Below are 20,292 nucleotides of genomic sequence, written 5' to 3'. Positions count from 1 at the left end.
GGACTTTTTGCGCTCGTGGTTTTCCCAATCCTGGTAGCGGTTGTCTTGTGATTAATGAGGTGGTGGGTAAATCCGCTTACATCCAACACATCATAGCTACTCAAACAATCCGTATAGACAATACTGTCAGGCATAATTTTCTTTGTGATAACAGGAAATAACGTCTCTCTTTTAGCGTTCTCAATAACCACGGTATAAACCTTGCCGCCGCGTTTGAGAATACCAAAAACTGCCACCTTGTCTGCCGCACCGCATCCACGTTTGCCTTTGCGGTGTCCGCCAAAATAGCTCTCGTCCAACTCAACTGAGCCGTCAAAAACCGTATCGGCTTCCAGTGAAAGATGATGGCTGATGACTTCGCGAATCTTGCGGTAAAACAGCACTGCCGAATTGGGGTGGATGCCCGATAAATCAGCTGCTGAACGGGCGGTAACTTCGAGTACAAAAAACTGGAGCAGTTTCTTTTGAATACTCTTTTTTAGTTTACAATGGGTTATCTTCATTTTTGCAGTCTAACACTAGTACAGCCCCTAAATTTTTATTCATGGAGATTTTCATTTATTAAAAATTCGGGTAAGTTTTTAAACAAAAAAAATTCATCTCCCCAATTAATCATATTCAACACTGATTGGGAAAAAATTAGCCGAAACCCGATTTCATCATCATCAAGATATAGTTTTCTCATTTCCAATAGGTCTTCATCTTTAAGGAAACCAAAAAAATCAAAATCGGTTAAATCGAATATTTTAAGCTCTCCATAACTACCTAAAGATACGTTTTCAGCTTCCTTGTTGATTTCATAAGACAGATTCGGTTCGCTGCCATTACACTTAAATAAAACAGGGATCCCTTCCAAATCAAACTGTATTTCATCGGGACGTTGGACATCAATATCAAGATCCGTTTCGTCATATATGAAGAAAAGCTCCTTTACTGATAAAATCCTTCCATTTAACTCATTCATTTATTTACCCTTATCCCTTCTTTTACTGATGGATTAGTTAAGCCATTTTTCAAAATTGTTATAAACTCTCCTTCAGGAGATGTTACTACTACATTATTTCCTTTAATTCTAAATAAAACTGATCCACGTGCATGATTTGCACCTTGCCTGATTCCCTGCCCGTTAAAAGTTCCTACCCTTAACTCATCTGGCCGTTTAGCAATTTCATAAATAAATTTTTTAAAACTTTCTCTTCCGCTAGAAGTTCATATCAAATCCATGTTCAGTAGCATGTTTTCCTACTTTGCGACCAAATTGGTTATCGGCTAAAGAAAATCTTTGCGGGTTCCAAGATGCTTTTTGAAATTCCTTAGGAATTTTAGCAAAATCAATTTCTAATCTTGCCAACTCTTCTTGTATCTTGCTTACTTTAACCTCAAGTTGTTCAAATCTTCTAGGCGAGCCTTTCGCATCTTTGGCTAATTCAAACAATTTCTTGGCTGTGCGCAAATCCCCCGCTTCTTTGGCAGCTTCGTAGGCCTTTCTGAAATCGCGGACGGTTTCTAGTTTTTTAGCTACTTTCACTCCTGGAATGGCAAAAATAGTTGCAACAGCATAATCTCTAAACGTGTCGGCCTGTTTGAAATCTTTAATCGTTCCGACAACCGTCATATCGGTAAGCAGTTCGCTGCCAATCCGCATCATTTTTGCATTGGCGGCAATTTCTTCCGGTGATTTGCCGTAAGACATTAACACAACAGTATCGGTTTTGCCGAACTCTTCGCTATGAGCCTGCCTTCTTTCGGGATTAAATGCCATTTTAATCATTGAGTAATATAAAAGGCCGTCTGAAAAATATACTTTCAGACGGCCTTTCAAATGATTCAAAAGAAAATCCTACATTTGCACCGAGCCGCTGACGGTCAGGCTGATCTCTTCCGAACCTGGGGAGGCTGGTACGCCATCTTCTATTCCTGCAGCCATTTCTGCGACGGGGGCTGTCCGTAACATTTTGGCACGTGCGAAATCACCGCCGATTTGGCGGTTGCCGATGTGGCCCAGGTTGAGTTTGACGATTTTGTAACTGGAGAAGCCGAGTGTTTGGGCGAGGTTTTGGGCGCGGTCTTTGAAGCGTAGGATGACGGCCTTGCTCAGTTGGTCGACGGTTTCTTCGCGTTTTTCTTTGGATACGGAAAATGAGGAGCTTTCCAAAACGGCGATATTGATGCTGTCGGCAATCAGGCGGTTGAGTGCTTCAAAGTCTTTGCTTTCTACTTTGAAGTAGGCATGTTCTTCCCAACCGGTTTGGGTGCGTTTGCCGTTGGTGTATTGATAGCGCGGGGATGCGTTGCGCTCCATCAGCTCGGCTTTAAATTTGCTGTTTTGGGAGATTTTGTTGAACTGGTTGAATTTCTTCATGAAGGCTTGGTTGACGGCTTGACGGTCTTTACCTTCGGCGTTGACGCTGAAATGCGCGGTCATGGTATCCCGTGGCACTTCCATATTCGCGGATTCGGAAAATTCAACGATGTTGTAGTTGAGGCTTTCTGCTGCAACGGGCAGGGAGGCGGCTAGCAGTAGGGCGGTAAGGGCTGGGCGGAGCATTTTGGTTTTCCTTGTAATGCGGATTTTAAAAAAGTAATTTAGCATGCAAGATGGAAACGTTGGCTTTGACAAGCGTAAGGATTTGTCTGGGTTGAGGCCGTCTGAAAAGAAGTTACTTTGTATCCATCAAGCCGACTTCATGGGGATTGAGGCGGGCTTTTTCTTCTTGGCCTAAGCCGACCAATTTCCGCAAGCGGGTCATGTAGGCATTGACGTCAAGGCCCCGTCCGTAGCGTTGTGCTTCCCAGATGGTTTCTGCCAAGGCTTCCATCATATCGTGTTCGGCTTTGACCCAGTCGCCGTTGTAACGGGCGCAAAGCTGATGGTGGATGGCACGGATGCCCGGGGGCTGGTCGATGGCGCTTTGTTCTTGCAGGGAAAGGTGTAGCGACATGTGCAGGAATGGGTTGCTTTCGCCGTCTTCGGGCAACCATTCTTTATCTAAATATTGTTCGATGTCTTCGAGATAGTGTCCGTATTCGGGATGGGCTTCGATAATGCGCAAAGCTTTTTGTTGCAGGCCGTCCAATTGGAGCGGTGCGAGCCTGTGTTGCCAGACGTTGGCAAAGAATCGGCGGACATCGTGGGTGTTTACGTCATACATGATGGGTGTGATTTGATTTTGGGATATGTGATTATATAGCGATTGCGATAAAAAAGGCCGTCTGAAAAATATGTTTTCAGACGGCCTTTGTTTTGCAGGGTTTAGCGGCGGTCGATGATTCGGTAATACACTTCGCCGTCTTGGACATAGCCCAATTCGACGCGGGCAATTTCGGCGATAGCCTCTTGTCCGTGTGCCAAATCTTCAACTTCCGCATTGAGGAAATTGTTGCGCAAAGTGAGCGTTTGGTTTTTTTCCTCCTGACGGACGAGCTGCTCCTGCAATTCTTCCGTATGCCCGACGCTGCCTTTACCAAACCAAAGGCTGTACTGACAGCACAAAAGTGCGAAGGTTAAAACAAAAGTCACCCACTTCATACAATCAATATCCTATATTCTGCTTATTTGCCCAATTGGTAGAATGCGGCTTTGCCAGGGTAGTAAGCGGCTTCGGCCAATTCTTCTTCGATGCGCAACAATTGGTTGTATTTCGCCATGCGGTCAGAACGGGACAGGGAGCCGGTTTTGATTTGCATACAGTTGGTGGCAACTGCCAAGTCGGCAATGGTGCTGTCTTCGGTTTCGCCGGAACGGTGGCTCATTACGCTGGTGTAGCGGTTGCGTTTGGCCAAGTCAACGGCTTTCAGGGTTTCGCTCAAAGTACCGATTTGGTTTACTTTAACCAGCAATGCGTTTGCCACGCCTTTTTCGATGCCTTCAGCCAAGATTTTTGGATTGGTTACGAACAAGTCGTCGCCGACCAATTGAACTCGGCCGCCCAATTTTTCGGTCAACAGTTTCCAGCCTTCCCAGTCGTTTTCGTCCATACCGTCTTCAATGGAAATGATTGGGAATTCGTTAACCAGGCCTTCCAAGTATTCGGCAAATTCTGCGCTGGTGTAAGAGCGGCCTTCGGCTTCCAAGTGGTATTTGCCGTCTTTGTAGAACTCGCTGGATGCGCAGTCCAGGGCGAACAATACGTCTTCGCCAGCTTTGTAGCCGGCGGCTTCTGTGGCTTCCACCATCAGTTGCAGGGCTTCTTTGTGGCTGTTCAGGTTGGGTGCGAAACCGCCTTCGTCGCCCACGGTGGTTGGGAAGCCTTTGCTATCGCACAGTTTTTTCAGTGCGTGGAAAATTTCGGCACCGCAACGCAGGGCTTCGCGGAAAGATTTTGCGCCGACAGGCATGATCATGAATTCTTGGATGTTCAGGCTGTTGTTGGCGTGTTCGCCGCCGTTGATAACGTTCATCATCGGAACTGGCAGAGCCATTGGGCCTGCGCCGCCCAAGTAACGATATAGAGGCAGGCCTGCATCTTCAGCGGCTGCGCGTGCTACGGCCATAGAAACAGCCAAAGTAGCGTTGGCACCCAATTTGCCTTTGTTTTCAGTACCGTCCAATTCGATCATGATTTGGTCGATATAAGATTGTTCGTTGGCATCGATACCGATGAGGGCTTGCGCGATTTGGTTGTTGACGTGGTCAACGGCTTTCAATACGCCTTTGCCCAAATAACGGGATTTGTCGCCGTCACGCAGTTCCAAAGCTTCTTTTTGGCCGGTTGATGCGCCGCTTGGTACGGCCGCGCGTCCCATAACGCCGGATTCCAACAATACGTCACACTCTACAGTAGGGTTGCCGCGGGAGTCCAAAATTTCGCGTGCAAAAATATCAACGATTGCGCTCATGAATATCTCCAAATAGGATGGTAAAAGAAAAGTAGCTTTGTTACGTTTCAGACGGCCTTAAGGATGATTGCCAAAGTCTGATGAATGCAGACATTATACCGTCTTTGCCAGGTATGGCATCGGAGTCGGTATGAAACCGACTGTAAGTTTGTTTCACGTCAATATCGCTCGAACAAACATAAGCCGTATAGTGTAACATTTTTTACCCTTTTTAGGGTGAAAAGCTGATTAAATAAGGCATAAGGCCGTCTGAAAAACGGATTAGTCTTCGCCCAAAATCATCGAGCCTACGCCGTCATCGGTCAGTACTTCCAAGAGCAGGGCGTTGGGAACACGGCCATCTATGATATGCGTGGCTTTGACACCGCTTTTGGCGGCTTCGACGGCAGAGGCAATTTTAGGCAGCATACCGCCGTACAGCGTACCATCTTCAATCAGTTCGTCAATGCGGCTTGGCGTCAGGGTGGTCAATAATTTGCCTTCTTTATCCAGTACGCCGGGGATATTGGTCATCATCAGCAGTTTTTCGGCTTGAAGTTTTTCCGCCAGTTTGCCGGCAACCAAGTCAGCATTGATGTTGAACGCTTCGCCGTTTTGACCTACGCCGATGGGTGCGATGACCGGAATGCAGCCGCGTTCGACCAAGCCTTCCACCAAACGGGTATCGATGTCCGCCACGGTGCCGACTTGCCCAATGTCCACGCCTTTTTGTTCGGGCGTGTCAATCAGGAGTTTTTCCGCTTTGATGAAGTGGTTGTCCCGGCCGGTAATGCCGACGGCGCGGCCACCGAAGGTGGTAATCATGGAAACGATTTCTTTATTGACGTGTCCACCCAAAACCATTTCTACGATGTCCATGGTTTCGCTGTCGGTCACGCGCATGCCTTGAACAAACTCTCCTTTTTTGCCAACTTTTTCCAACATTTCATTGATTTGCGGGCCGCCGCCGTGAACGATGACGGGATGCAGGCCGATCAGTTTGAGCAGGACGACATCGCGTGCGAAGCCCTCTTTTAAGGCCGACTCGGTCATGGCATTGCCGCCGTATTTGATGACGATGATGGAGCCGGAAAAACGGCGGATATAAGGTAAAGATTCGGCAAGGACGCGCGCTTTGATGGCAGGGGAGACAGATTGTTGCTGAGTCATGGTTTCAACCTTGTTTCATAATTTCGGCCTTTATCTTAATCCCAAAGGCCGTCTGAAACAATATTTCCAAGCGCTTGAAATCCTGTTAAATCAGTTAAATGGTTGAAACCAGCCTCATGCAAACGGTAAAATGACGGTTTGCTTCGGCCTCTTCGCCGATTACTAAGGATACCCATGATGAAAATCAGCACCCAATTCGATGCCGGTTCGGTCGTTGTCAAAGACTTGAGCAACCCTGCCGATATCCGTCTCGCCCTGCGTCCCGACAATGCTTCGGAGTTTGCCCAATGGTTTTACTTCCGTTTGCAGGGTGCGGCCTATCAAAACTGCGTGATGCATTTTGAAAATGCGGCGGACGCTGCGTATCCTTTGGGCTGGGAGGACTATCAGGCTTGCGCCTCTTACGACCGCCAAAATTGGTTTCGCGTGCCGACCAGCTATGAAAACGGCGTGTTGACCATCAACCATACGCCTTTGTCCAACAGCGTTTACTACGCCTATTTCGAGCCTTATTCCAACGAGCAGCATTTGAATCTTTTGGGCGATGCGCAGGGCAGCGGCTTGTGCCGTATCGACGACTTGGGCAGTACCGTTCAAGGCCGTGACATCAATCTTTTGACCATCGGCAACCAAGTCGAAAGCGACATGAAAGTCTGGATTATCGCTCGTCAACATCCGGGCGAAACCATGGCGGAATGGTTTGTCGAAGGTTTGCTGGGTCGTCTGCTTGATCCGCAAGATCCGACCGCGCGCATGCTGCTTGACCGTGCGACTTTCTATATTGTGCCGAATATGAATCCGGACGGTTCGGTTTTGGGTAATCTGCGCACCAATGCCGCCGGCGCCAACCTCAACCGCGAATGGGAAAACCCGACTTTGGAGCGAAGTCCCGAAGTCTTTACCGTCCGCGAAAAAATGATGGAAACCGGCGTGGATTTGTTCTTGGATATTCACGGCGATGAAGGCCTGCCGTTTGTCTTTGTGGCCGGTACCGAAGGCGTGCCTAACTACAACGAGCGCATCGAAGCCTTGGAAGACCAATTCAAACTCGCGCTGCTCAATGCCAGCCCAGATTTCCAAGACGATTACGGCTATGATAAAGATGCGCCGGGTCAGGCAAACATGACTTTGGCGACCAACTGGGTCGGCAATCATTTCAACTGCCTTGCCTATACTTTGGAAATGCCGTTTAAAGACAATGCCAATCTGCCGGACGACGATTTCGGCTGGAACGGCCAACGCTCGCTGCGCTTGGGCGAGGCTATGTTGTCTGCTATTTTAAATGTGGTTGACGATTTGCGTTAAACCATCCGACACCGCATACAGGCCGTCTGAAAGTTCAGGCTTTCAGACGGCCTTTGAGATAAGGAACACACATTATGATGATACATCCCCAGTTTGATCCGGTGCTGATCAGCATCGGCCCGCTTGCCATCCGCTGGTATGCCTTGAGCTATATTGTCGGCTTTATCCTGTTTACGATTTTGGGCCGCCGCCGTATCGCGCAGGGCAATTCTGTGTTTACCAAAGAAACACTCGACGATTTCCTGACTTGGGGTATCTTGGGCGTCATCTTGGGCGGCCGTATCGGCTACGTTTTGTTTTATAAATTTTCCGACTATTTGGCCAACCCGTTGGATATTTTCAAAGTGTGGGAAGGCGGCATGTCGTTTCACGGCGGCTTTTTGGGTGTGGTCGTTGCCATGTGGCTGTTTGGCCGCAAGCACAACATCAGTATCTTGAAGCTGATGGATACCGTTGCACCGCTCGTACCGCTGGGCTTGGCTTCCGGCCGTATCGGCAACTTTATCAACGGCGAACTTTGGGGACGCGTGACCGAACTCAATGCTTTCTGGGCGATGGGTTTCCCCCAAGCGCGTTACGAAGATGCGGAAGCTGCGGCGCACAATCCTTTGTGGGCCGAATGGCTGCAACAATACGGCATGCTGCCGCGCCATCCTTCTCAGCTTTACCAGTTTGCCCTTGAAGGCATTTGCCTGTTTGTCATTGTTTGGATTTTCTCGAAAAAACCACGTCCGGCCGGACAAACGGCAGCATTGTTCTTGGGCGGTTATGGATTGTTCCGCTTTATCGCCGAATTTGCCCGTCAGCCTGATGACTATCTCGGCCTGTTGACCTTGGGTTTGTCCATGGGTCAATGGTTGAGCGTGCCGATGATTGTATTGGGTGCGATTGGTTTTGTTTGGTTTGGCCGTAAAAACAGCGTTGCCAAAGCATAAATAAAACAAGAAATAAAGGCCGTCTGAAAAGGTTTTCAGACGGCCTTTTTATGGCTTCAAGCAAACGGATTTTGGGCTTAACCGAAAAAGCCCATTTTGACTTGAATGAGTTTTTCCAACTCCGGCAGGACGCGGCGGCGTGAGACGAAGAAGATAATGTGGTCGCCGTCTTGGAGGATGGTTTCGGTGTGGTGTCCCATGATGACTTCGCCGGTTGCGCCGCGGACAATGGCGGCGATGTAGCAGTCGCTCGGCCATTTGATGCCGCTGATGCGGCGGCCGACGATGGCGGAAGTGTTTTTATCGCCGTGTACCACCACTTCGATGGCTTCGGCCGTGCCGCGGCGCAGGGGGTGGACGGCAACGATGTCGCCGCGGCGGATGTGGGCGAGGATGGAGCCGATGGTAATCAGGTGGGGGGAAACGACGATATCGATTTTGTTGCCTTCGAGCAAATCGACGTAGCTTGAGCGGTTGACGATGGTGATTACGCGTTTGGCACCAAGGTTTTTTGCCAATAGACTGGACATGATGTTGTTTTCGTCATCATTGGTCAGCGCGCAGAAGACGTCGATTTCATCGATGTATTCTTCATCCAGCAGGGTTTCGTCGGTGGCGGAACCTTGCAGGACGAGGGTGTTGTCCAGATTCTCGGCCAGCCATTCGGCGCGCTGGGGTTTGTATTCGATGATTTTGATGTCGTATTTGGACTCGAGCTGCTTGGCGAGGCGGTAGCCGATGTTGCCGCCGCCGGCAATCATGATGCGGCGGGTACGCGCTTCTTTCGGACGCAATTCGCGCATGATGGCTTCAACGCTGTTGATGTCAGCGGCAAACAGGACTTCATCGCCTTCGATGATGACGGTTTGCGGGGTGGGGACGATCAGGCGGTTGTTGCGGTAGATGGCGCAGATTTGGCAGTCAACGCCTTCGAGCAAGTGCTGGTTGATGTCGGCAATTTCACGGCCGATCAGCAAACCGCCTTTGCGGGCTTGAACAATTACCATGCGCACTTTATCGTTGGCGAAACTGAGTACCTGCAATGAGCTGGTGTAGTTGAGCAGGCCGACGAGTTGTTCGGTAACCAGTTGTTCGGGGCTGATGGTTTCGGTAATGCCGAAGATGTTGAGGCTGCCTTCTTCGGGGTTGTCGCTGCCGTCAACCGGATATTCGAGGTATTCGCTTGAGCGCACACGTGCGATGCGGCTGGGGATGTTGAATAGGTCAGCGGCGATTTTGGAGGCGACAATGTTGGTTTCGTCGCTGCGGGTCAGGGCAAGCAGGAGGTCGGAGTCCGCCGCGCCTGCCTGTTCGAGGGTAAAGGGCGATGCGCCGTTGCCGACGATGGTTTGGACATCGAGGCGGCTGCTGATACGGTTGAGCGCTTTTTCGTCGATGTCGATGATGGTAACGTCGTTGCTGGGAACGGAGGCAAGGTTTTGGGCGACGGTCGAGCCGACTTGGCCGCTGCCGAGGATGAGTATTTTCACGGTAATCGAGTGTGTTCGGTAAAAATGAAATTGTAACAAAAGGCCGTCTGAAATTGGAGTTTCAGACGGCCTGATTTTTCAATCGGCTAAAGGATTACCAATAGCCTAAGGCTTTCCACCACAAGATGCCGACAGTGCTGAAAATCAGAATTTCGACCACGCTCATGATGAAGCCGGCTTTCCACCATTCGGTCATGTTGACGTAGTTTGAGCCGTAAATGACAGGTGCAGAACCTGTGGCGTAGTGGGTTAGCGACATCATGATACCGGTAGCGGCTGCCATAATCAGGGCAAACAGCATCGGTGGTGCGCCCAAGGCTAAGCCTGCGCCGTAGAATGCGCCGAACATGGCGGTAACGTGTGCCGTACCGCTGGCGAAAACGTAGTGGGCGTAGAGGTAGGCAAGCATTAACAGGGCGCAACCGGCTTCCCAACCCAAGCCCATGTGGGCGATACCGCTTTGCATGGAGTCGGACAACCAGCTGATGAGGCCCAGTTTGTTGAGGAAGTTTGCCATCATAACCAAGGCCGCAAACCAAACGATGGTGTCCCACGCGCTTTTTTCTTTCAGCGCATCTTCCCAAGTCAGTACGCCGGTCAAAAGGCACAGGCTCAAGCCGAGGAAGGTGGTGGCGGTAGCATCAACTTTCACGCCGAACAACATCTCGGGAATACCCGCCCACAACAGCAGCAGAACCAGGAAAATGCCCAGCATGATTTTTTCTTCACGCTTCATCGGCCCCATGGCAGCCAAATGCTCTTTTGCCAATGCAGTGGCGTTGGGGGTTTGTTTGATTTTAGGCGGATACAGGAAATACAGCACCAGCGGCATCAGCAGCATGGCAAGCAGGCCGGGTACGACCATCGCCAAGAACCAAGTACCCCAAGAGAGTTGGATTTCTGAATTAGTGGCTTTGGCAACCAATTCGACTACCAGCGGATTGGGTGCGGTGGCAGTGATAAAAATCAGACAGGTAATCACGTTGGAGTGGAAGTTGACCAGTGAAAGGTATTTACCGATTTTGCCTTCCGTACCTTTTTCAGGGTCGGAGTCGAAGCTCAAGGCAATGGATTTCATAATCGGATGCACGATGGCACCGCCGCGCGCGGTATTACTCGGCGTTACCGGACCGATGACCAAGTCGGCCAATGCCAAGCTGTAACCTACGCCCAGCGTGCGTTTGCCGAAGAGGGAAATCAAGAGGTAACCGATACGCATACCCAAGCCGGTTTTCAACAGGCCGCGCGAGATGATGATGGCGATACCGATCATCCAGATGAGTGAGTTGTTGAGGCTGCTCAAAGCGTCTTTGGTTGCATCGGCGGCTTTTTCGTTGGTCACGCCGGTCAGTGCAACCAAGGTAATGCCCAAAATCGCCATTGCGCCGATAGGCATGGCTTTGCCGATGATGCCGGCAATGATGCCGACAAACAATGCCAAAAGATGCCATGCGTCAGGCGAGACACCTTGAGGAACGGGGATAACGAACCAGATAAGCAGCGTCAGCACAAGTGCGGCCGCAGCAGGAATTGGCTTGAAGCCCATGTTGAATCTCCTAATTTGAGGATTGAAGTATTGGGAAATCGGTTTTCAGACGGCCTGAGTGTTGCTTAAGCTTGTCTGAACGTGTTTTGGTAGGTTCGGAAGGTATTTTTCTTATTGGGTTTCTCTTCCATCTTGGAAAGAAGAGAAAGGGAGTTTGGTATTGGTTTTTCAGACGGCCTTTACAGTAACAGGCCGTCTGAAAACAACGCCGTTTTACTCCTGTTCTTGCGACAGGCCGTATTCTTCGGGGAAGGTGCGCAACGAGCTTTGCAACACGGTAACCGCGCCGTCAATCAAACCGCAACGACCGCTTCGTGGCAACAGTTGGCATAGGCTTTGCAGGGCGCGCAGATCGTCGGGAGTGCCGATGCCGGTGTCCACGCGGTTGAGCAGGCGGGAAAGCTGGAATGTGCCGCCTTTGCACGGCGGGCATTGACCGCATGAGTTGGACGCAAAAAATTCCACATACTCGGCCACTTTACGCACGACGCTGGTGCCTTCGGAAATTACAATCATCGCGCCCGTACCGAGGCTGGATTTGCGTTCGCGCACGGACACGAAGTCCAAAGGCACATCCAAATCTTTGACGGTCAGAAGCGTGTTTGACGGGCCGCCGGTGAAGACGGCTTTAAACGTGCGCCCTTCGAGCATACCGCCGCCGTGGTCGAAAATCAGCGATTGCAGGGTCGTGCCCATCGGCAGTTCGTACAGCCCCGGATTCAATACGTCGCCGGAGAGCGAGTAGAGTTTCGTGCCTGCGGCATCGCCCAGGCCCAGCGATTTGTACCATTCCGCGCCTTTGGCAAGGATTTGCGGGATGTTGGCGAAGGTTTCGGTGTTGTTGATTAAGGTTGGTTCGCCTGCTACGCCGCTTTCGGCAGGGAACGGCGGCTTGCGGCGGGGGAAGGGGAAACCGCCTTCCAACCATGAAATCACGGCGGTTTCTTCGCCGCCGATGTAGCGGCCTGAAGTTTCGACCAGTTGCAAGTCCAAAGGTTTACCCAAGTAGTTTTCGATACGGATAAACAAATCGCTGTTTTTCCATTGCTCGATGGCTGGTGTGATGGAAGCGATGGATTCGGTTTGATGAGGGTTGACGTACAGAATCGCTTTGTTGGCGCGGCAGGCGACGGCGGCAATCAGTACGCCCTCGATGACTTGGTGCGGCGTTTTCGCCAGCAACACGCGGTCTTTAAATGTACCCGGTTCGTCTTCGTTGGCATTGCAGACGACGTATTTGTCGCCATTTTTGCTTTGGGCGGCAACGGCGGCCTCCCATTTGCGCCAAGTCGGGAAACCTGCGCCACCCATACCGCAAAGATTGGCATCTTGCAGTTTGGAAACAATGCTTTGAGGATCGGCAAGCGCAGCCAACAGGCCTTCTCCGCCGCCGACTTTGCGCCATGCGGCTAAATCTGCGCCGACTTGGCGGGAAGGATGCAGTAAGTTTTGATTGGCTTGATTCATGATTGTTGCTCCTGCAAACCGGCGTGTTCGCGCAAATCGAATTTGCCGTAGTCGGGATATAAAACGGGGGCTTTGATGTCGCTGGTCAGACCGGCGCGGGTCATTTCGCGTTGCAGATCGTGGACGTGTCCGACACCGCCGCGTACTTTTTTCAACGGCAGGCCGCAATTTGCCGCGGCTTTGCCGGCACGGCGGCCGAAGCTGATGATGTCTAAAAGTGCATTGCCCATCAGACGGTTGCGGCCGTGAATGCCGCCGGTTACTTCGCCGGCGCAATAGAGGCCTTCGACGCAGGTTGCGCCGTCGCCGTTGATTTCGACGCCGCCGTTTTGATAGTGCAGGGTCGGATGAATCATCACGGGTTCGACGGCGGGGTCGATGCCGCATTTGTGGGCGACGTGGCCGAGTGTTACCAAACGGTTCAACACATCAGGATCGTTTTCAATCAGGCGCGGGGTGTCGAGGAACACGCCGACTTGTCCGTCGCGCACCACGCCGCGGCCTTCGCGGCACTCGCGCAAGATGGCGGCGGCAACGACGTCGCGCGGCTGCAATTCGTCAACGAAACGTTCGCCTAAACCGTTGACCAGTTTGGTACCTGCGGAGCGCACGGCTTCGGAAATCAGCGCGCCTGCCAAGTGAGGAGGGTGGGCGACGCCGGTTGGGTGGTATTGGAAGGAATCGACATCGCGCAGTTTCGCGCCGATGCGGTAAGCCATCACTAGGCCGTCTGCAGTCGCGCCATAGTGGTTGGATGTGGCGAAACCTTGCAAATGCAGGCGTCCGCTGCCGCCGGTTGCCAAGACCACGGCTTTGGCGTGAACCAATACCAAAGAGCGTTTTTCCAAATCGTACAAAATCGCGCCGACGCAGCGGCCGTGTTCGTCTGATAATAATTCGATGGCAGGGTGGCGGTTGAGCTGGGTGATGTTTTCGTCGAGTTCGACCGCCTCGCGCAGTACGCGCATCATTTCGAGGCCGGTAAAGTCGCGGTAGCTCAGGATGCGCGGCACGGTCGTACCGCCTGCGCGTTTGCGGCTCAACATGCCGTTGTTGTCTGCGCCTTTAGTCAAGTCAAAAGTCATGCCCAAGCCAATCAGCCAGCGGATGGCGGATGGTGCATCGGTAACCATTTGGGCAACCAATTCTTTTTTGCCTGCGTTGTGACCACCTTTGATGGTGTCGTCAAAGTGTTGTTGCAGGCTGTCTTCCGCGCCGACCGCAGCTTGAATGCCGCCTTCGGCCATCACGGTATTGCTGTCACCGATACGCAGCTTGTTCGCCATAATCACGCGCGCGCCTGCCTCGGTCGCGGATAACGCTGCTGCCGCACCTGCACCGCCGCCGCCAATTACCAATACGTCAGTGTTCAAGTGTTCTGCGCCTGACAAATCATAGTCGTCAATCAGAGGCTGACTGATTAAGAGTTTGGCCAAATCAGGATGGCAGTAATCGCCTTGGTTTGGGCCGATAGGCAGTTTCACACGCGCATTTGCCTGATAGTCAGGGTGAAATTGGCTCAGTAATTCGTTCTTTTCAGGTAAATCGCCGCGCAGCTCCAATGAGGACGCACGCAGGTTGGCAAGGGCGGTTTCGTAGTCTATGCCTTGGATTTTGTTAACCATTACACTGACTCCTCTTCAAATTCGACTTTCATTTTGCCGCTGTCGATTTCGCGCAGGCGGCGCATCAAATCCACCGGACGCAATGTACGCGCCGCTTTCATACGGCGTGCGAACAAGCCCAAGTGGTTCGGACGGATGTGTTCGGGGCAGGAGAGGGTGCAGAGGTTGCACATCACACATTGGTCGAAGGTCAGAGCAGCCGCGCCGAAATCGCCGGAAACTACCTGCGCTACGCCGTTTTCCACTTGCAAACCTTTAGGACAGGCGCGATTACAGCCGCCGCAATGGCGGCAGTTTTGCGCTTCAGGGAAGGCTTTGGCGGTATCATCCAACCAGTTCCAGCCATCACCAATCTCGCTGACGTCGTAATATTGGATATGTTCCGGAATAAAGTAGTCCAAGAAGCTGACCTGCATCCCTTCTTCGACTTTGGTTTCACACGCCAACGCAGTCGTTACCTCACGCTCGCCTTCCTTGCGTATCATGCAGCGGCACGAACCGCATACGCCTTGACCCATACAGCCGACATTGGCAGTAATCGCATTGCCTGAACGGGCATAGGCTTGGATGATTGACGAGTCGGCGGAAGCTTTGACTTCATGGCCGTCTATGGTCAGGGTTAACAAATTTTCACTCATGGTTTGTTCCTGTGAAATTGGAAGGTGGAATAGTGGGTAATTTGATTAATTGTATTTTTATTACATTTGTGCGTATGAGGAAAATATCCAAGTGATTTACTCAGAAATTCTTTTAAAATCAATGTTTATATATATAAGGCGAAGTGTATCAGAATTTGTTGGATTTGATGATAGGGAGGGATTAGCCTTGCTTAAGGAAAAGATTGTAAACAAAATATGCCTATTATTTAGACAAATTTATTACAAATACTTGATTTTAAAAGTAAAATAAAATTACTTTTTTAGTATAATTTTAAAAATATTTATCCATTTTCTAGTGAAAATCATTATTATATATTAGGTAATTTTACATATCTTATTGTATATATTGAATAATATTTAGGTATATAAGCAAGTGAAAAGACTGTTATAAAATTTCAGAAAATCAAACAAGTTTGATATCAGTCAAGAAGGTTGAGGGAGAAAATGACACAGGTTTTACAATTGTGTATTGTATTGGAAGATAAGAAAGGCCGTCTAAAATTTAGGTGGTTCCCTTTTAAATACAAGCTACTAAATTTCTTTCTCAGATGCTTGAGGCAAATATTTTCAGACGGCCTTGCAATAAGATTATCATTTAAAAATAATGTAATTTTATTTCTATGTAAGCGAATGGTCAGTGGATATAAATTATCAATAACCAAGTGATTTAATACGATATTAAATTTTATTTAAATCAATAAAGTATAAAAATGATATTGTCTGGGTCATTCATTTGAAAGCACTATTACACTATTGAAGGCCGTCTGAAAAAATCGGTCTCTTAAGAAATAAACAAATCCTCCCTACCATGACTCCGAAAAGGAACACAATCATGACCGTCATCAAGCAAGAAGACTTTATCCAAAGTATTTTCGATGCTTTCCAATTCATCAGCTACTACCATCCTAAAGACTATATTCAAGCTTTGTATAAGGCTTATCAAAAAGAAGAAAACCCTGCCGCCAAAGATGCGATGGCGCAGATTTTGGTCAATAGCCGTATGTGTGCTGAAGGCCATCGTCCGATTTGTCAGGATACCGGTATTGCGACCGTATTCTTGAAAGTGGGCATGGATGTGCAGTGGGATGCCGAGATGAGCGTACAGGAAATGGTTAACGAAGGCGTACGCCGTGCATACACTTATCCTGACAACAAACTGCGCGCCTCTGTATTGGCCGACCCGGCTGGCAAACGTCAAAATACCAAAGACAACACGCCTGCCGTTGTACACATGGAAATCGTAAAAGGGGACAAAGTCGAAGTCACTTGTGCAGCCAAAGGCGGCGGTTCTGAAAACAAAACCAAAGTTGCCATGCTCAATCCTTCAGACAATATCGTTGATTGGGTATTGAAAACCGTTCCTCAAATGGGTGCAGGCTGGTGTCCTCCGGGCATCTTGGGTATCGGTATCGGCGGTACGCCTGAAAAAGCAGTGTTAATGGCCAAAGAAAGCCTGATGAGCCATATCGATATTCAGGAACTCAAAGAAAAAGCCGATTCCGGTGCAGAATTGTCTACAACCGAAGCCCTGCGCTTGGAACTCTACAAAAAAGTAAATGCCTTGGGTATTGGCGCACAAGGCTTAGGCGGTTTGAGCACCGTGCTGGATGTCAAAATCCTTGACTACCCAACCCACGCGGCTTCCAAACCGATTGCCATGATTCCAAACTGCGCGGCTACCCGCCACATCGAATTTGAATTGGATGGCTCAGGCCCGGCCAAACTGGAAGCCCCATCTTTGGAAGACTGGCCGGATCTGACTTACAGCCCGGACAACGGCAAACGTGTCGATGTCAACAATCTGACCAAAGAAGAAGTGGCCACATGGAAAACCGGCGACGTATTGTTGCTGAACGGTAAAATCCTGACCGGTCGTGATGCCGCACACAAACGCTTGGTTGATATGCTTAACAAAGGCGAAGAATTGCCGGTAGATTTCACCAACAAACTGATTTACTACGTCGGCCCGGTTGATCCAGTCCGTGACGAAGTTGTTGGTCCGGCTGGTCCGACTACTTCCACCCGTATGGATAAATTTACCCGCCAAATGCTGGAACAAACCGGCCTCTTGGGTATGATCGGTAAATCCGAACGCGGTGCAGCAACTTGCCAAGCCATTGCCGATAACAAAGCTGTTTACCTGATGGCTGTCGGCGGTGCGGCATATTTGGTTGCCAAAGCCATTAAAGCATCTAAAGTCTTGGCGTTCCCAGAATTGGGTATGGAAGCGATTTACGAATTTGAAGTCAAAGATATGCCTGTGACCGTTGCGGTGGATAGCAACGGTGAATCGGTTCACGCCATTGCGCCAAAACAATGGCAGGCCAAAATCGGTATTATTCCGGTTGAATCTTGATATTTGACTGAGTAATCAAAGGCCGTCTGAACGATTTCAGACGGCCTTTTTTTGTTTACAAATAATTCAAATGTTTTCAAACGAGTAAATTTCCCTTTCTAAAAAGCACTTGTCAAAATCAGCGTTTGAAACTAAAATTTATAGCTTATTGAGTCGGAGTGTGGCGCAGTCTGGTAGCGCACTTGCATGGGGTGCAAGGGGTCGAAGGTTCGAATCCTTTCACTCCGACCAAAGAATTGGAAAGAGCCGTTTTAAAAACGGCTCTTTTTTCGTTTAGATGATTTATCTGAATAATGTGTCCGAATGGATTTTAAAACTTAATACCGATGCCGTCTGAAACAAAACCTGCTTTAAAAAAGCAGGTTTTGTTGTTTATTATAAAGCAGGGCTTATTCGACACTATCTTTCAGCGTGTCTTTATAGGTATAAAGATAAGATGCGCCGACAAAGGATGCGCCACCGACGACATTGCCCAGGAATACGGAAATCATGTTGAAGAAAAACTGTCCCCATGTGATGTTTGCGCCTGCCAAAATACCTGCGGGGATAACGAACATATTGGCGACAAGGTGTTGGAAGCCGTTTAATACGAAAATCATGACGGGGAACCAAATGGCCAGCATTCGTCCGGTTGTGTTTTTAGCGGCAAAGTGCAGCCACGTGCCCATGCAGACCATCCAGTTACATGCAACCGCCGATACAAAAGCGCGGCCGAAATCCATATGGACTTTTGCTTCCGCCACGGCAATGGTTTTTTCTGCTATGCTGCCTTCAATCATACCGACATAGTATCCGAGGAAAAACGCCATCGCCAGCGTGCCCACCAAATTGCCCATGCAAACGATAACCCAGTTACGCAGCAGCATTTTGGAGGAAATCCGTCCCGCCAATCTGCCTAAAGACATGATCATCATGTTGCTGGTTACCAGCTCGCCGCCGCCAAGCAGGATACAAATCAAGGCAATTGGGAACACAGCGGCACCGAGTAAAGTCGCAACTCCGCCCCATTCGTGCGGAATGCCGCTGACTACTTTTAAATAGGCAAGATAACCGAAGCCGATGTATCCGCCGGCCAAAATGCTCAAGATTGCCAGTGTGGGGATGCTGGATTGTGCTTTGGCGCAGCTTTTGTCGAGAACAACCTGCAAAATTTCCTGTGGGTATAAATCGCGCGAAGCCATGATGTTCCTTAAAGTGGGTTGAGGAGGAAACGTTGTTTTAAAGGTGGTACAAACTGTCGCGGTAGAGTGGTGTTATAGGGAGCCGGTGTACGGTCTTTGTATTATCAATCAGCCTGAATTAAACCTAAAAAACAGATACTTCGCCTTGCTTTAGCTCAAAAGAAATATTATTACATTTTGCTTCCGTATTAAACAAGGCCGTCTGAACATTGAAATTTCAGACGGCCTGGTTTTGATTTCTTAAACTGACAAATGTGCCAGCTTTGCATTGCCTTCGCGTGGAATAGGGCGCGGATTACCTTGTGCATCGATAGCGACGTAAGTGAATACGGCTTCGGTAACCAGTTGGCGGTCTTCCGTTACCATATCGTTCATCAAAGTCTTCACCCACACTTCGATTTTCAGTTGCAAAGAAGTATTGCCTACACGGACGCAATGACCATAGCAGCATACGACGTTGCCGACCTTTACCGGTCTGATGAAATTCATTTCTTGAACGGCCACGGTGACAATTCGTCCCTGTGCGATTTCTGCCGCCAAAATACCGCCGCCCAGATCCATTTGCGACATAATCCAGCCGCCGAAGATATCCTGATTAGGATTGGTATCGCGCGGCATGGCTACCGTACGCAATAAAAGTTGTCCTTCGGGTGCAGCATGGGTTTGTTTGTTGTCAGCCATAAAAAATCCTGTCAAAAAGTGGTATTTTACGCCATTTGTGGCGATAAACCTATGTAGGCCGTCTGAAAAATCAGCAGGTAAAGTGTTACAATTAAATATATTCATCAGACAAAGGAGAAAGCTCATGCATCCGATTCAAGAACCACGAAATAGCGGCCTTTTACGCGTATCCGACATTCACGAAATCTACTGGGAGGAATCAGGCAATCCTGATGGCCACCCCGTGATTTTCCTGCATGGCGGCCCCGGAGCAGGCGCATCACCGGCCTGCCGAGGCTTTTTTAATCCAGAACATTTCCGCATCGTCATCATCGACCAACGCGGTTGCGGACGCTCCAAACCGTATGCCTGTATCGAAGACAATACCACATGGGATTTGGTTGCCGATATTGAAAAAGTACGCGAAATGCTCGGCATTCAAAAATGGCTGGTTTTCGGCGGCTCATGGGGCAGCACCTTGTCGCTGACTTATGCCGAAACCCATCCCGAGCGCGTCAGCGGCTTAGTTTTGCGCGGTATTTTCCTGTGCAGGCCGTCTGAAATGGCATGGTTGAACGAAGCAGGCGGCGTCAGCCAAATTTATCCGGCTCAATGGCAAAAATTCATTGCTCCCGTAGCCGAAAACAAACGCCAAGCCCTAATCAAAGCCTACCATGAAATGCTGTTCAGCGAAGATGAAGCTACGCGCCTCAAAGCAGCTAAATCATGGGCAGATTGGGAAAGCTACCTTATTCAGTTTGAACCCAAAGACGTGGATGAAGACCCGCAAGCCTCCCTTGCCATCGCAAGAATGGAAAACCATTACTTCGTGAACGAAGGCTGGCTGCAGGGCGATAAAGCTATCTTGGCAAACATCGACAAAATCCGCCATATCCCAACCATCATCGTCCAAGGCCGCTACGACCTATGCACCCCGATGCAAAGCGCGTGGGAACTTTCGCAAGCCTTCCCTGAAGCAGAATTGAGAATCGTCCAAGCAGGCCACTCTTCTTTTGATCCTTCGCTTTCCGAAGCTTTAGTGAAAGCAGTGGAGGATATTAGAAGCAAGTTATAAAGGTT

At 49.6% G+C, this 20,292-nt stretch carries 19 protein-coding genes and 1 tRNA gene; 5 read left to right on the top strand and 15 right to left on the bottom strand.

The features are described from left to right. From HMPREF3047_RS10765 to argB, 8 genes are all read right to left on the bottom strand, one after another. A partial coding sequence (locus HMPREF3047_RS10765) for an IS1595 family transposase (RefSeq protein ID WP_070714213.1) occupies positions 1-503 on the bottom strand: 503 nt, incomplete at its 3' end. 35 nt (positions 504-538) lie between these two features. Then, positions 539-964 (bottom strand): hypothetical protein, encoded by a 426-nt coding sequence (locus tag HMPREF3047_RS10760; RefSeq protein ID WP_070460305.1) that lies wholly within the window; start codon positions 962-964, stop codon positions 539-541. A 237-nt stretch (positions 965-1,201) separates the two neighbouring features. Then, on the bottom strand, positions 1,202-1,831 hold the full coding sequence (locus tag HMPREF3047_RS10755; protein WP_141743126.1) for a hypothetical protein: 630 nt from the start codon (positions 1,829-1,831) through the stop codon (positions 1,202-1,204). Between the two features lie 9 nt (positions 1,832-1,840). Next, the gene (locus HMPREF3047_RS10750) at positions 1,841-2,548 is read right to left on the bottom strand and encodes an SIMPL domain-containing protein (protein ID WP_070460301.1); all 708 of its coding nucleotides are present in this window, start codon (positions 2,546-2,548) and stop codon (positions 1,841-1,843) included. A 112-nt stretch (positions 2,549-2,660) separates the two neighbouring features. Then, positions 2,661-3,152 (bottom strand): DUF1841 family protein, encoded by a 492-nt coding sequence (locus HMPREF3047_RS10745; protein WP_070460299.1) that lies wholly within the window; start codon positions 3,150-3,152, stop codon positions 2,661-2,663. A gap of 101 nt (positions 3,153-3,253) precedes the next feature. Continuing rightward, positions 3,254-3,529 (bottom strand): cell division protein FtsB, encoded by a 276-nt coding sequence (ftsB, locus tag HMPREF3047_RS10740; RefSeq protein WP_003679613.1) that lies wholly within the window; start codon positions 3,527-3,529, stop codon positions 3,254-3,256. A gap of 23 nt (positions 3,530-3,552) precedes the next feature. Further along, on the bottom strand, positions 3,553-4,839 hold the full coding sequence (gene eno / locus HMPREF3047_RS10735) for a phosphopyruvate hydratase (protein WP_070714210.1): 1,287 nt from the start codon (positions 4,837-4,839) through the stop codon (positions 3,553-3,555). Positions 4,840-5,100: 261 nt separating this feature from the next. Next, a complete protein-coding gene (argB, locus tag HMPREF3047_RS10730) occupies positions 5,101-5,988 on the bottom strand; it encodes an acetylglutamate kinase (RefSeq protein ID WP_070585531.1) in 888 nt (295 codons plus the stop codon). A 174-nt stretch (positions 5,989-6,162) separates the two neighbouring features. On the opposite strand from argB, the gene HMPREF3047_RS10725 reads away from it, so the two are divergent. Beyond that, the gene (locus HMPREF3047_RS10725; RefSeq protein ID WP_070585533.1) at positions 6,163-7,293 is read left to right on the top strand and encodes a M14 family metallopeptidase; all 1,131 of its coding nucleotides are present in this window, start codon (positions 6,163-6,165) and stop codon (positions 7,291-7,293) included. A 74-nt stretch (positions 7,294-7,367) separates the two neighbouring features. Continuing rightward, on the top strand, positions 7,368-8,228 hold the full coding sequence (lgt, locus tag HMPREF3047_RS10720) for a prolipoprotein diacylglyceryl transferase (protein ID WP_004520768.1): 861 nt from the start codon (positions 7,368-7,370) through the stop codon (positions 8,226-8,228). 77 nt (positions 8,229-8,305) lie between these two features. On the opposite strand, the gene trkA is transcribed toward lgt, so the two are convergent. The 5 genes from trkA to HMPREF3047_RS10695 all read right to left on the bottom strand — a co-directional run bounded on the left by trkA (position 8,306) and on the right by HMPREF3047_RS10695 (position 14,994). Next, positions 8,306-9,718 (bottom strand): Trk system potassium transporter TrkA, encoded by a 1,413-nt coding sequence (trkA, locus tag HMPREF3047_RS10715; RefSeq protein WP_070714208.1) that lies wholly within the window; start codon positions 9,716-9,718, stop codon positions 8,306-8,308. A 94-nt stretch (positions 9,719-9,812) separates the two neighbouring features. After that, a complete protein-coding gene (locus HMPREF3047_RS10710) occupies positions 9,813-11,264 on the bottom strand; it encodes a DASS family sodium-coupled anion symporter (protein WP_070714204.1) in 1,452 nt (483 codons plus the stop codon). A 213-nt stretch (positions 11,265-11,477) separates the two neighbouring features. Further along, positions 11,478-12,731, bottom strand: a complete 1,254-nt coding sequence (locus tag HMPREF3047_RS10705; RefSeq protein WP_070714201.1) for a complex I 51 kDa subunit family protein — start codon at positions 12,729-12,731, stop codon at positions 11,478-11,480. Beyond that, the gene (locus HMPREF3047_RS10700) at positions 12,728-14,356 is read right to left on the bottom strand and encodes an FAD-binding protein (RefSeq protein ID WP_070714197.1); all 1,629 of its coding nucleotides are present in this window, start codon (positions 14,354-14,356) and stop codon (positions 12,728-12,730) included. The genes HMPREF3047_RS10705 and HMPREF3047_RS10700 overlap by 4 nt, the downstream gene beginning before the upstream one ends. Beyond that, a complete protein-coding gene (locus HMPREF3047_RS10695) occupies positions 14,356-14,994 on the bottom strand; it encodes a 2Fe-2S iron-sulfur cluster-binding protein (RefSeq protein WP_063068720.1) in 639 nt (212 codons plus the stop codon). Before HMPREF3047_RS10695 ends, HMPREF3047_RS10700 begins: the two co-directional genes overlap by 1 nt. Before the next feature lie 853 nt (positions 14,995-15,847). Here HMPREF3047_RS10695 and HMPREF3047_RS10690 point away from each other — a divergent pair. Both HMPREF3047_RS10690 and HMPREF3047_RS10685 read left to right on the top strand, forming a co-directional pair. Then, positions 15,848-17,371, top strand: coding sequence for a fumarate hydratase (locus tag HMPREF3047_RS10690; protein WP_070714193.1), 1,524 nt, complete (start codon positions 15,848-15,850; stop codon positions 17,369-17,371). Between the two features lie 154 nt (positions 17,372-17,525). Beyond that, a tRNA-Pro gene (locus HMPREF3047_RS10685) sits at positions 17,526-17,602 on the top strand. A gap of 158 nt (positions 17,603-17,760) precedes the next feature. Here the strand turns inward: HMPREF3047_RS10685 and HMPREF3047_RS10680 are convergent. Together HMPREF3047_RS10680 and yciA are read right to left on the bottom strand one after the other, a co-directional pair. Continuing rightward, positions 17,761-18,552, bottom strand: coding sequence for a formate/nitrite transporter family protein (locus HMPREF3047_RS10680; RefSeq protein WP_070714191.1), 792 nt, complete (start codon positions 18,550-18,552; stop codon positions 17,761-17,763). A 240-nt stretch (positions 18,553-18,792) separates the two neighbouring features. Continuing rightward, a complete protein-coding gene (gene yciA, locus HMPREF3047_RS10675; protein WP_036491440.1) occupies positions 18,793-19,233 on the bottom strand; it encodes an acyl-CoA thioester hydrolase YciA in 441 nt (146 codons plus the stop codon). 124 nt (positions 19,234-19,357) lie between these two features. Here yciA and pip point away from each other — a divergent pair, with 124 nt between their 5' ends. Next, the gene (gene pip, locus HMPREF3047_RS10670; RefSeq protein WP_070714186.1) at positions 19,358-20,287 is read left to right on the top strand and encodes a prolyl aminopeptidase; all 930 of its coding nucleotides are present in this window, start codon (positions 19,358-19,360) and stop codon (positions 20,285-20,287) included. Positions 20,288-20,292 lie beyond the last annotated feature (5 nt).

It is taken from the genome of Neisseria sp. HMSC075C10 (assembly GCF_001815615.1).
Lineage (GTDB): Bacteria > Pseudomonadota > Gammaproteobacteria > Burkholderiales > Neisseriaceae > Neisseria > Neisseria subflava_A.
The sequence above is the reverse complement of the archived record's forward strand: the minus strand, read 5'-3'. Positions and strand labels throughout refer to the sequence as shown.